This is a genomic window from Xenorhabdus sp. SGI240, assembly GCF_040081915.1.
Classification (GTDB): domain Bacteria; phylum Pseudomonadota; class Gammaproteobacteria; order Enterobacterales; family Enterobacteriaceae; genus Xenorhabdus; species Xenorhabdus bakwenae.
On the sequence record NZ_JBEBMB010000044.1, the window covers coordinates 118,606 to 131,401 of the forward strand.

A 12,796-nucleotide genomic window follows, 5' to 3' on the forward strand; every position below is an offset into this window, starting at 1 on the left:
GTCTACTTGTTTTTCATTATGTTTTTGTCTCTCAGTAATTATTTTATATTGCTTGTTTACTGATGTTATAGAGGCATTGCGCGGTGTTACAGTTGAACTGTAGATTTTGTTGGATTATATATTTAAGGTCAGAAGGACGTATTCCATATGCCATTTTGCATGTCCGGCTAAAATGAGCTGTATCAGAAAAACCACAGTTATTGGCAATCAATGTTAAAGAATCGGTCATATAAATTTCTTCAATAGCATCACTTAAGCGTAACCACAGCAAGTAAGCGCGAAAATTAATTCCCACTTGATCGCGGAAAAGATGTAAAAAACGGCTTTCAGAAAGGTAAATTTTATCAGCGACCTGACGGGATGAAATCCGCTTTACTGATAGCGATTCGATAAACGTAACAGCTTTCAAAATACGTTTATCAAACTGGCAGTGGCATGGCGGGTATGAGCTAAGTAACAAGTAAATAGCGAAGGTGTCAGGTTTTTCACCACAAAGAAACGACTTAATTAGATAATCCGTTACTGCCACAATGTCATCATACCCCAGTGAAATGACGGCCAGTTCCTCCGTGAGATGGCTGAATAAGTGGTAGTGCTCATCGATCGGTTCAATGAGCAATGTAATGCTACACGTATTGGATGAATCCAGCTTATGCATCACATTTGAACGAATAAGAAAACCATGAGAGGAGTGAGTCTTATCCTGTATTGATAAGGTGAGCAACTCATGTCTATGTAAAGACAGGCTGAGTTGAATACAGGGATGTTGGTGCCATTTGGTTGATACATTGTAAAGAAAGTTTAATTCACTAGTAGCATGTTTATATTGCCGGATAACCTTAGGGGCAGCTTGAATATTTGATAGCATAGCCTCAATCCTTATCAACAAAGCAGTGAGTGAATATAGTCTACCTTAACTTGCAATGTTCTCTACATTAATCTTTTAGCTGATATGTAGTTTAGTATTATGACAATCTGTTAAGGATAATATGAAAAATAAATCCCACATGTAAAAAGGGTGAAAAATATTTATTCTTTACTCTCTGAAAATACTTTCACAAAAACAAATTTAATCACTACCTTAATATAATTTATGTTATTACCTGGAACTAAACTTTATTACATCCATTAAAATGGAAAACTAAAAGAGAGTTCCTTATTATTTGGTTTAAATTTATATCATTATTAACAACATAAGGATAATAATATGTCTAAAGAGTTATTTACTGCAACTGTGGAGTCTGTAGGCCCTCTGAAAATGAAATGCTCCTCACGAAACTTTTTCTTTCATTTAGATGAACCGGAAAGTCTGGGAGGAAAAAATGAAGCAATGACCCCTGTAGAAGCCTTACTTTCCGCTTTCGGTGCCTGTCAGGGGATGGTGGCGAAAAGCTTTGCCAGTGCCCATAAAATAAATCTGATCGATATCAAAATAGAACTAGAGGGTGAATTAGATCTTGATGGCGTCAAAGGTATAAATAAAAACGCCAAAATGGGCTTTTCCAAAATCACCTCCAAATTCTATATCAAAGCAGATAATACTGAACAAGAGATACGAGATTTTATTGATTTTGTCGAGAGCAATTGCCCTATTCGCGACACAATGGTCAATACACCTGAAATTGTGACTGAGGTTTATTCCTCAAGATAACTTATCGATTACCCATAACAATTAATGTTATGGGTAATTATCAATAATGACAAATCAATTGATTACCCTGCCACAAAATTCTTTAACGCTTCCACAAACTCATCAGGATGGGAAATAAAAGGCGCATGGGCAGCGTTGCGCATAAGAACGGAGTGCGTATGTGGCCATGCCTTGTCAAGCTGTGAAGCAATCTTACGCGGCACCAAACCATCAAGATAACCATAAAGGCGCAGGAAAGGTAATTGAAGTTGGGATAACTCCTCCCTTAGATCATCAGTGCGCAGGATTTCCAAACCGGCATTAAGTACCTCGACTGTCGGCATCGGCTGATTCAGTATCACTGATTTCAGTACACGGGCATCCTGACGGGCGCTGTCTGTTCCTAAGGTCTGCAAAGCCAGAAAACGTTCAACCGTCTTTTGAAAATCCGCACTCAATTGATGCTCAAATGCCTTCAAGACCTCTGGCTTAATGCCCGGCCAGTCGCCATCAGCACTAAATTTTGGCGAGGAGGCCACGGTTATCAAACCCGCAACGTGTGCCGGATGATCCAAAGCAATCCGGCTAGCCACCAATCCACCTAAAGACCAGCCTAGCCACAAGGCATTCTCTGGCGCCTGCTGCCATACAGTGTCCGCCATATCCGCCAATGACAGAGCCGAATGCGATTGGCTACGCCCATAACCCGGCAAATCCACTAGATGCAAACGAAAATGCGGAGCCAATCGCGTTTCCACTGAGCGCCAAACCTCAGAATTTAGCCCCCATCCGTGCAGCATCACAAGATCACGTGGCGCATCGCCAATTGTCTGCCAAAACAACTGATTCATTGTTATTCTCACTTTATTTGTCACCAAGGAAGGAAACTATGCTAACAATGGTTGGATACTGTTGGCTATGCCATCAAAATTTGTATTTTGCCCATCATGGGATCTGCAACAGCTGCTACCGTCACTTAAAGCGGCTGCAACATGTCTGTCCACGCTGTGCATTGCCTTCTGAATCCGGCAACCTTCCCTGTGGACGATGCATAAGGAATCCCCCTGCATGGCAACATTTGATCGCCATTACGGATTACACCCCACCATTAAGCCAGCTTATTCAACAATACAAATATTACAGCACCCCACAACTCGCACCAATGCTGGCGCGGGTGTTCCTGCTGCATTGGTTGCAAGGCTATCGTGAAGGCCGCTGGCATAAACCAGATTGCATACTGGGTATTCCTCTGCACAGCAGAAAACGCTGGCAACGTGGTTTCGATCACATTGAACTCATTACCCGATCCCTATCACGTTGGCTGCAATGTCCATATCAACCCGATTTTTTACGCCGCTCACGTGCTACACTCACGCAGCGGGGCTTATCTGCCGCCCAAAGGAGAACCAATCTTAAGCAAGCCTTTCAATTACAGGGCGATTTTACCGATCAACATGTCGCTATTTTCGACGATGTGATCACCACGGGCACAACGCTGCATGAAACGTCACAGTTGATGATTCGTGCTGGCGCTCGCTCTGTACAGGCTTGGGCAATATGCCGAACCTTGTAGTTCCTTTATAAATGGGCGTATTATAACCAACTAGAACAGTCAACTATTGAGCAAATGACATGATTAATATTACTGAAGCAGCGCAAGCACATTTTGCCAAGCTACTGGCAAATCAAGAACCGGGCACACAGATCCGCGTCTTTGTTATTAATCCAGGAACGCCGACCGCTGAATGCGGTGTCTCCTATTGCCCACCGGATGCTGTTGAAGCCACTGACACCGAATTGAAGTTTGATCAACTCTCTGCTTATGTTGATGAAATTAGTGTCCCTTTTCTGGAAGAGGCCGTCATTGATTTTGTGACCGATCAATTGGGTTCCCAACTGACCCTGAAAGCCCCGAACGCTAAAATGCGTAAAGTGGCGGATGATGCCCCACTGATTGATCGTGTTGAATACGTCCTGCAATCGCAGATCAATCCGCAGCTAGCTGGGCATGGGGGTCGTGTCAGCCTGATGGAAATCACCGATGAAGACTATGCTATCCTGCAATTCGGTGGTGGATGTAACGGCTGTTCAATGGTCGATGTCACTCTGAAAGAGGGGATCGAAAAACAGTTATTACAGCTATTTCCTGAATTAAAAGGCGTGAGAGATCTGACTGAGCACCAGCGCGGTGAACATTCATATTACTGATTTTTCATTCTTATTTTGACAGTTTTTAACCATTTTTCTGTTTCTGACGTTTTCTATCTCAATTTCTATGTCTTCCCAATGGTTAATATTGGGAAGACAGTCAGGTCATACCAGACGACTATTCAGAAATGAATATATTGAAAATAAAAATCTTAGAAACTACGTTGAGTATTTATGAACCATTTTCAAACGATAACGCCTGAACAGGCTTACCAACATTGGCTCGATAAAACCGCAGTCATGGTTGATATCCGCGATCCACAAAGCTTCCATGCTGGACACGCAACCAATGCGTTTCACCTAACAAATGAAACACTCAATGGCTTCCTACAGGAAGCGGATTTTGACCAGCCGGTCATGGTGATGTGTTACCACGGTCATAGCAGTCAGGGCGCAGCACAGTACCTGATCAATATGGGTTTTGAGACCGTTTATAGTGTCAATGGCGGTTTTGAAGGCTGGCAAAAAGACTATCCTCACGCTGTCCATACTCAATAAACATTTAATACATTGATTTTAATGCCATTAACTCCAGTGTAATTAACCTCAACTTAAGGCAGAGATAAGACGAGCAATGATCCATATAACCTCAATATCTAATCCTCGGCTGGCTCAGGCCTTTATTGATTATATGGCGACGCAGGGCATTCATTTGACCATGCGGCCCACCAATGAGCCACCATTAGTTGAACTCTGGTTAGAGGATGATAGCCAACGAAGTCAGGTTGAAGAGGAACTTCGCCACTTTGCTCGCGATCCACTGAATGAACGCTATCAAGCTGCCAGTTGGCAAACAGGCAAATCTGTCAGCTTCTTCAAGTATCATAACAACCTGAATTTAAGTACGCTCAAAAACCAATCTGGCCCACTGACTATTGCCATAACCCTGCTCTGCATCCTCGTTTACCTCTGGATAGCAATGGCAGGCATAGCGGATGTGATGAACTGGTTAGCGTGGCCAGCCAACAGTGATCAGTATCTGGAATTATGGCGCTGGATAAGCCCAGCTCTATTGCATTTCTCTCTGACACACCTGCTCTTTAATCTTGCCTTATGGTGGTATTTCGGCAGCCAGGTAGAGCAGAAAATTGGGGGCAGCAAACTGTTTGAAATTACGATAGTGTCAGCCATTTTCAGTAATTGGGCGCAATCATTATTCAGCGGATCTAATTTCGGGGGATTATCCGGTGTCGTCTACGCACTGATCGGATATGTTTGGCTAACCGGTGAAATCTCCCCAAAACGTGGGATCAGTGCTCCCAGAGGATTAATCGCTGTCTCTGTCATTTGGTTGTTGGTGGGTTATTTCGATCTATTTTCGTTAAACATCGCCAATGCCGCCCATGTTGCAGGATTAATCATCGGGTTATTAATGGGGTTATGGGATAATTTGCGCAAACAAAAAAACCAAAAAATGCCAAATAAGCCCCAATAGATTTCGAGTTTCAGCATCGGCTTGAAATAGAAGGGAGATAATTTTGGTCAACGATAATCCATCTATGCATATATTAGGGGAATTTTGTGAAGCAAACTCAGCGACATGATGCAATAATCGAGCTGGTACGCATTCAAGGTTATGTCAGCACTGAAGAGCTGGTTGCACATTTTGATGTTAGCCCGCAAACCATTCGACGCGATTTAAATGATCTCGCAGATAAAAATAAGATCCAGCGTCATCACGGCGGCGCTGCGTTGCCATCCAGCTCTGTCAACACAGCCTACCATGACCGCAAGATCATGTGGTCGAATGAAAAAGCGCGAATTGCACAACACGTTGCCACCCAAATTCCAAACGGCGCAACCCTGTTCATCGATATTGGAACAACGCCAGAGGCCGTAGCACATGCGCTGCTCAACCACCGCGATTTACGGATTGTCACCAACAATCTCAACGTCGCCACTCTGTTTATGGGCAAAGAAGATTTTCGTCTGATTTTAGCGGGTGGTGAAGTACGCTCCCGCGATGGCGGAATCATCGGTGAAGCAACGCTAGACTTTATTTCCCAGTTCCGCCTTGATTTTGGCATTCTTGGGATCAGCGGCATCGATAGTGATGGTTCACTGCTGGAATTCGATTACCACGAAGTTCGTACCAAACGTGCCATTATCGAAAACTCCCGCTGTGTCATGCTGGTGACCGACCATTCAAAATTCGGCCGCAATGCGATGGTTAATCTCGGCAACATGAACCTGATTGATTTTTTGTTCACGGATAAAGCACCTCCTTCCGGCCTCCAGAAAATTATCGAGCAACACAACGTTAAGTTGGAATTGTGCTAATCACTTTTTAGGCAAAAATGCCCCATCAGAGATTCTGGTGGGGTTAGCTCCCACCAATAACCCCCTCAAATTTGTATCCCACAGAATCCTTATTAATCTTATGTATATGATGAGATTTTGCTACCCATATCACGTGAATGTGTTTTTTCTGAGTTAAAGGTTGGCGATTGATGAATTTTTAATTACAATCCTTGAGCGAAAACGAACATTAAAGAACCGTTTCGAACATTTCATAGGGGATGCAATGGAAACCAAAGACTTGATTGTAATAGGCGGCGGAATTAACGGCGCTGGTATTGCGGCAGATGCTGCTGGCCGGGGACTTTCTGTCCTACTGTTGGAAGGTCAGGATTTGGCCAGCGCAACTTCGTCTGCCAGCTCCAAACTGATCCACGGTGGTTTACGCTATCTGGAACATTATGAGTTTCGTTTGGTCAGTGAAGCACTGGCAGAACGTGAAGTGCTTTTAAAACTGGCTCCCCATATTGCATTCCCGATGCGCTTTCGCCTGCCACATCAACCACACTTGCGCCCAGCGTGGATGATCCGCATTGGCCTGTTCTTGTACGATAACTTGGGCAAACGCGTTAGCTTACCAGGCAGTAGAGGGCTGAAATTTGGTGCAAACTCAGTACTGAAACCCTCGATCACCCGTGGCTTTGAATATTCCGACTGTTGGGTTGACGATGCGCGTCTGGTTGTTCTGAACGCACAGGAAGTGCAGAAACACGGCGGTGAAGTACGTACCCGTACTAAAGTAACCCGTGCATGGCGTGAAAATGGTTATTGGATGGTTGAAGCCACAGACCTCAAAACTGGCGAAACCCATACATGGCGCGCAAAAGGTTTGGTTAACGCAACAGGCCCGTGGGTGAAAAATTTCTTCGATAACAGTCTGCAACTGAAATCGCCTTATGACATCCGTCTGATCAAAGGCAGTCATATCGTTGTGCCTCGCGTTCACGATGAACCGCAGGCTTATATTCTGCAAAATGAAGATCATCGCATCGTATTTGTTATTCCATGGAATGCCGAATTTTCGATTATCGGCACGACGGATGTTGAATACAAAGGCGATCCTAAAGAAGTCAAAATTGACGATAAAGAGATCGGCTATTTGCTGAAAGTCTATAACGACCACTTTAAGAAACAACTTGGGCGCGATGATATTGTCTGGACTTACTCTGGCGTTCGTCCCCTGTGTGATGATGAATCCGATTCACCCCAAGCGATCACCCGTGATTACACGCTGGATGTGCAGGATGAGCAAGGCCAGACGCCATTGCTGTCCGTATTTGGCGGTAAGCTGACAACTTATCGTAAACTGGCTGAACACGCTATGGAAAAACTGGTGCAGTACTACCCTAACGCAGGTAAGGCCTGGACCAAAAATGGCAAGTTACCAGGCGGTGAGCTGGAAGGCTGTGATCGTGATGGTTATGCGCGCCTGCTACGCCAGCGTTATAACTGGCTGCCAGAAGGTGTGGCACTGCGTTATGCTCGTACTTACGGCAGCAACAGCCAATTCATCCTGCAAGGCGCAGAAGCGCTGGCCGATCTCGGCGAATGCTTCGGTCACGGTTTATATGAGGCAGAACTGCGTTATTTGATTAAACACGAATGGGTAACGCAGTTAGATGATGCTATCTGGCGCCGTACCAAACTGGGTATGTGGCTCACTGATGAACAAAAACAGCGTGTAGCTGACTGGCTGGCACAAAACGCCAAAGCCGCTTAATTGCGAGATTGATTTTTAAAATGGCGATAGAAATTATCGCCATTTTTTATTCGATTTTATTCCTGTCATATACGTTTTTTCCCGCTCATCAATGTCCGCAAACGAACGTTAACTTTCGAAATCAATCATCCCTGTTTTTTATCGCAATTCCCTTATTTTTTTATTTCATTCGGCTGGTTATTTTATGAGCGCATTTTTATCGCCGTGATAGTATGTCAGAAATTAAATTGGGCGATATCCATGTTAACGATTCGGAATGCAACGATAAAAGACGCTGCACTACTATTCTGGCTACTGGAAACAAGCTATCGTTTTCACTTTTCTTATTTATGGCATGACCAAAATGAACTGGAAGAATATATTGCGGGAGAATGTTCCATAGAGAACATATTGACTTCATTACAATCTCCCGACCATAAATGGTTTATTGCTGAATCCCAGCATGCTATTGGATCATATATTTAATTTATCAAAAAAGCCTTATTGCTCGATCCATGCAAAATATATTAGGCATAAAATCAGATACATCCATAAGATATTTTATTGATTCATGCAAGAATGGCGTGCAAAATATAGCCTAATTATTCTGTAGCGTGATCAATAGCATGGCAAAAATCACCATCTATACAGAAAAATACAGTGAGTAAGCATCAATAATACTCCCGCCTTCCCTATATTCTCCCATAATGGAGATTTTTATATCTTCAATACAAAATTAGAATATATATTCAAAATATTGATAATATTACACTTTATCATTTTTTAAATTTTCATTTTTTTTGTAATTGTGATATTAATCCCCTTTCTTTAATTCGCTTATTGCGATTTATGTTCAATTTTATGAATATAAACAGGAATGGACAACAACTTGTAATGATGAGTCAAACATTCATTAAGAAAGAGGGGATCGCACAGTCATTTCTGGCTCGTTATCTCCTCTCTGAACAATGTGGTAACCGCCTGAAAACCATCGAGTTATTGGCTAAAGAATGTGGATTGTCCGTGGGTTTGATGCAAGCAGCATTAAAATCTCTTGAACAAGCACAGGTGGTTGGAATTAAGCGTCGGGGTCGTAGTGGTAGCTTTCTTGTACAGATAAACCACAGATTACTGTTGCAGTATGCCGATATTGGCAATGTGGTTTGTGCGATGCCGCTCCCGTATACCCGTGCTTATGAAGGGCTGGCAAGTGGTTTAAAAGCGTTGTGTGCAAGTGTTCCCTTTTACTTTGCACACATGCGTGGCTCAGACATCCGCATTGAATGTTTACTGAACGGTGTTTACGATTTAGCGGTAACATCAAGGCTTGCCGCAGAGCAGCACCCAGAAAATAAAGATTTATATATTGCGCTTTCACTAGGGACACAAAGTTACACAGACAGGCATAGATTAATCTTTCGCAATGGCGAAATGGAATCAATTCGTCGCGTTGGGTTAGATAGCACCTCAGCAGACCAAAAAATAATGACAAAGCAATACTTTGCTGACAAAGAGATCGAATTGGTCGAGGTTTCCTATCATGAATGCCTAAATCAAATCATAAAAGGCCACATTGATGCGGCCATCTGGAATGTTGGGCAAGGCCATGAACTCATAGCACAAGGCCTGATGACCCAACTCCCTGACAATAGTGCGTGTTTTATCAAGGCTTCTGAAGCCGTTATCCTTACCCGCAAGGATAATATCCCGATCCAGCAACTCCTGCATACTATGGTGGATCGGGATCTATTGCTGTCCCATCAACAAAATGTAGTAACAGGCATCATCGAACCGGTTTATTGAAACTCGATTAACCAAAATAAACTGCTGATTAACACCTACGTATAACAAAAAGCAATGATAGAACAACGGTTAACTATCCTGCTACAAGGTAATGTTATCGATCAAGATATCTACGAAAACATGCTGGAAGTTGTGCATGTTCTGGAAGATACGTGGCTCATCCCTATCCGTCATCCACAAGGCGAAATGGCACTCACCCATATGGCAAGTGCTTTCATGCGTTCACGCCGTGGTGAAATCATTGCTCCGTTGGATAAAGAAATATTAGCAACACTCAAGCAATCTGAATACTACGAGCAATTACTCACCATTCATCACTCCCTGATTGAAAAATTTACCGTCGCCTTACATCCCAACGAGGAAGGCTATCTGTTGGCAAATTTATATGGTTTAATATTTTCATTCGAAAGAGGTTAGTTTTTGATTCTCATAAAAATATTCAAAAAAATGAAAATTTATCTGTAAAAAATGTTGATTTCACACAGCCTGGCTGCTTTGCAGCTATAAAAAGGGAGTCCTATGTTTATTGAGGCATTAAAAAAACAGAACCCCAAATTGATTGAAGTTGCAAAAAACCTTTGGCAACAAGGTGCAATCTTGCCAGATACCTACATCATCGACGTCGATCAGGTTTTGGACAATGGTCGGCGTTTGCTGCAAACCGCAGAGCAATATGACATTGAACTCTATTTGATGACCAAACAAATTGGGCGTAATCCATGGCTGACCAAGAAATTGATTGAACTCGGTTATCGCGGTGTCGTGGCTGTCGATTTCAGGGAAGCGTATAGCCTAAGCCAACATGGTATTCCACTGTGCCACATCGGCCATTTAGTGCAGACCCCAACCCATTTGATAGAAACCATGCTCAAGCATAGTCCGAGTATCATTACCGTATTTTCCCTTGAAAAAGCCCAGGCTATTTCGGATATTGCGGAGAAATTGGGGCGAATTCAGCCCATCATGCTGAAAATATTTGATAAACGAGATATCGCCTTTCCCGGCCAAGAAGCCGGGATCGCCTTTGATGAGTTAGATACCGTCGTGGATGCCTTAAAGCACATGCCAAGCATCAAATTGAGCGGACTGACGCATTTTCCTTGCCTGGCATGGGATCCCCGCTATCAGATAACCTTACCTACCACCAATTTGCTCACCCTCATTCGTGCACGAAACCGACTGGAACAACTCGGCATCAAACTTGCGCAAATTAATGCTCCGGCGGCCTCAAGCTGCAACACCATACCCTTACTGGCCAAATACGGGGCTACCCACCTGGAGCCGGGCCATGCCCTGACCGGAACCATTCCCGCTAACTTCTGTGGCCGAGAACCGGAACATATTGCAATGGTCTATCTCACAGAAATTTCCCATCACCACAGTGGCCATAGTTACTGCTATGGTGGCGGCTATTATAAACGCGGGCAGATGAAACATGCATTGGTTCTCCCTGAACGCACCATCCCTCCAGGCATTACCCTGGCTAAAAAAGTACGCATACTGCGTCTGGGTGAACCCTGCATTGACTACCACCTCCCATTAGCAGGCATTCATCCTATTGGTAGCCCAGTGATCATGTGTTTTCGCCCTCAGATTTTCATAACGCGCAGCGATGTTGCCCTTGTCTCAGGTATTCAGTCTGGCTCTCCAAAACTTGAAGGTATTTATGACAGTCAAGGCAATTGGAAAAATAGTGGTTATTGTGACTAATCCCCCGACAAAGGTATTACAAATAAGATCATTCCATCATTAAATAATATTATTTTCGCTATAACGGAATTACCGCATGATCCGGCCGTTTGGCAATAAAGGCAAATAACTTGATTGATGTTTCAGGCTACACCTATGTACATGAACACTTGCATATCGATCTCTCTGATGTGAAAGGAAATCTGGATTGTCGATTGGATCAATACGATCTGATCGTAGGAGAACTTCGTTACCTCTACATCCTTGGGGTAAGAAACATCGTGGAGATGACCAATCGTTACATGGGGCGCAACGCCGCTTTTCTGTTGGATCTGATGCGTGATACCCGTATCAATATCATTGCCTCGACGGGCTACTATAAACAATCATTCTTCCCGGCTCATTTCAGAGAGTTAAGTGTACAGGCTATCGCCGATGACATGATCGCTGAAATTGAAATTGGCATTGATGGCACCGCATTGAAAGCAGGGGTCATTGCAGAAATTGGTTCTAGTCTCGATCAAATTACGAAAGATGAGCAAAAGGTGTTCACTGCTGCGGCATTGGCACACCAGGCTACAGGCTGTCCCATTTCCACCCACACGACATTAAGCACAATGGGACGTGAGCAGTTGGCGCTGCTAAAGAAGTCTGGTGTTTCTCCTGAATATGTGGCTATCGGTCATTGTGATCTGAGAGATAACCTGGACACCATTATTCCGCTGCTAGAAGCCGGAGCATGGGTACAATTCGATACAATCGGCAAGAACAATTACTACCCCGACAGCCGACGCATAACCCTGTTGCAAGAGGTTGCCAAGCGTGGGTTGCTTGATCGGGTCATGCTTTCCCAAGATATCACGCGTCGATCTCATTTGAAAAACAATGGGGGCAATGGCTTCGATTACTTGCTAACCGTATTCGTTCCCATGTTACTGGAAGCGGGTTTTTGCCAAAAACAGATAGACCAAATGCTGCGTGATAACCCTGCACAATTTTTCCAAGGTAAGATTAAATAAATCTATAAAACAGAATGTTAATTCTAAAAACCTGGCTTTTTCAAAAAGCAATCCGATATGAAGATACAAAAGAGAGGGATAACAACATGAAATTTGTCGTTGGTGGACAAATAGAGAAACAGGCAATAGCCGAAGGTATTCGTCAATTAGCAGGCGATAAAGCCACCGCCATTACCATCATGAATGATATTGATGCGGCGATGGCAATTAAAAATGGCGAAGCGGATTACTATTTTGGCGCGTGCAATACGGGTGGAGGAGGTGCGCTGGCAATGGCAATTGCTCTTATTGGACTAAACCAATGTGCCACCATCGGAATGCCGGGAAAAATCCTGTCTAATGACGAGATCATCGCCCATGTGAAAGCAGGCAAGAAAGCATTTGGTTTTACCGGCCAGGATATTGATATCGTCCTTCCTGTGATCATCAATACCATCATCTCACTATAAG

Annotated in this window: 15 protein-coding genes; 13 read left to right on the forward strand and 2 right to left on the reverse strand. The window is 43.6% G+C overall.

The window, feature by feature from the left end; translation table 11 throughout:
• Positions 1-43: 43 nt before the first annotated feature.
• Positions 44-868, reverse strand: a complete 825-nt coding sequence (locus tag ABLA76_RS11100) for a helix-turn-helix transcriptional regulator (protein ID WP_348987959.1) — start codon at positions 866-868, stop codon at positions 44-46.
• A gap of 339 nt (positions 869-1,207) precedes the next feature.
• On the opposite strand from ABLA76_RS11100, the gene ABLA76_RS11105 reads away from it, so the two are divergent.
• Positions 1,208-1,651 (forward strand): OsmC family protein, encoded by a 444-nt coding sequence (locus ABLA76_RS11105; RefSeq protein WP_348987960.1) that lies wholly within the window; start codon positions 1,208-1,210, stop codon positions 1,649-1,651.
• Between the two features lie 62 nt (positions 1,652-1,713).
• On the opposite strand, the gene bioH is transcribed toward ABLA76_RS11105, so the two are convergent.
• Entirely contained in the window at positions 1,714-2,481 is a 768-nt protein-coding gene (gene bioH, locus ABLA76_RS11110; RefSeq protein ID WP_348987961.1) for a pimeloyl-ACP methyl ester esterase BioH, read from the reverse strand.
• 38 nt (positions 2,482-2,519) lie between these two features.
• On the opposite strand from bioH, the gene gntX reads away from it, so the two are divergent.
• From gntX to ABLA76_RS11170, 12 genes are all read left to right on the forward strand, one after another.
• The gene (gntX, locus tag ABLA76_RS11115; protein ID WP_285809068.1) at positions 2,520-3,203 is read left to right on the forward strand and encodes a DNA utilization protein GntX; all 684 of its coding nucleotides are present in this window, start codon (positions 2,520-2,522) and stop codon (positions 3,201-3,203) included.
• Positions 3,204-3,262: 59 nt separating this feature from the next.
• A complete protein-coding gene (nfuA, locus tag ABLA76_RS11120) occupies positions 3,263-3,838 on the forward strand; it encodes a Fe-S biogenesis protein NfuA (protein ID WP_047766400.1) in 576 nt (191 codons plus the stop codon).
• Between the two features lie 174 nt (positions 3,839-4,012).
• A complete protein-coding gene (gene glpE / locus ABLA76_RS11125; RefSeq protein WP_047766399.1) occupies positions 4,013-4,336 on the forward strand; it encodes a thiosulfate sulfurtransferase GlpE in 324 nt (107 codons plus the stop codon).
• A 76-nt stretch (positions 4,337-4,412) separates the two neighbouring features.
• The gene (gene glpG, locus ABLA76_RS11130) at positions 4,413-5,273 is read left to right on the forward strand and encodes a rhomboid family intramembrane serine protease GlpG (RefSeq protein WP_348987962.1); all 861 of its coding nucleotides are present in this window, start codon (positions 4,413-4,415) and stop codon (positions 5,271-5,273) included.
• An 86-nt stretch (positions 5,274-5,359) separates the two neighbouring features.
• Complete coding sequence (locus tag ABLA76_RS11135; protein WP_047766397.1) at positions 5,360-6,118, forward strand: DeoR/GlpR family transcriptional regulator; 759 nt, start codon at positions 5,360-5,362, stop codon at positions 6,116-6,118.
• 244 nt (positions 6,119-6,362) lie between these two features.
• Positions 6,363-7,856: a glycerol-3-phosphate dehydrogenase gene (gene glpD / locus ABLA76_RS11140; RefSeq protein ID WP_348987963.1), complete on the forward strand. Its 1,494-nt coding sequence runs from the start codon at positions 6,363-6,365 to the stop codon at positions 7,854-7,856.
• Between the two features lie 240 nt (positions 7,857-8,096).
• Positions 8,097-8,321, forward strand: a complete 225-nt coding sequence (locus ABLA76_RS11145) for a hypothetical protein (protein WP_348987964.1) — start codon at positions 8,097-8,099, stop codon at positions 8,319-8,321.
• A 408-nt stretch (positions 8,322-8,729) separates the two neighbouring features.
• The gene (gene yhfZ, locus ABLA76_RS11150; RefSeq protein WP_348987965.1) at positions 8,730-9,638 is read left to right on the forward strand and encodes a GntR family transcriptional regulator YhfZ; all 909 of its coding nucleotides are present in this window, start codon (positions 8,730-8,732) and stop codon (positions 9,636-9,638) included.
• A gap of 54 nt (positions 9,639-9,692) precedes the next feature.
• Positions 9,693-10,055, forward strand: a complete 363-nt coding sequence (locus ABLA76_RS11155) for a hypothetical protein (protein ID WP_047766394.1) — start codon at positions 9,693-9,695, stop codon at positions 10,053-10,055.
• Positions 10,056-10,157: 102 nt separating this feature from the next.
• A complete protein-coding gene (locus tag ABLA76_RS11160; protein ID WP_348987966.1) occupies positions 10,158-11,348 on the forward strand; it encodes a YhfX family PLP-dependent enzyme in 1,191 nt (396 codons plus the stop codon).
• A 110-nt stretch (positions 11,349-11,458) separates the two neighbouring features.
• Positions 11,459-12,346, forward strand: coding sequence for a phosphotriesterase-related protein (locus ABLA76_RS11165; protein ID WP_348987967.1), 888 nt, complete (start codon positions 11,459-11,461; stop codon positions 12,344-12,346).
• A gap of 86 nt (positions 12,347-12,432) precedes the next feature.
• Positions 12,433-12,795, forward strand: coding sequence for a DUF2620 domain-containing protein (locus ABLA76_RS11170; protein WP_285809060.1), 363 nt, complete (start codon positions 12,433-12,435; stop codon positions 12,793-12,795).
• Position 12,796: the final 1 nt, after the last annotated feature.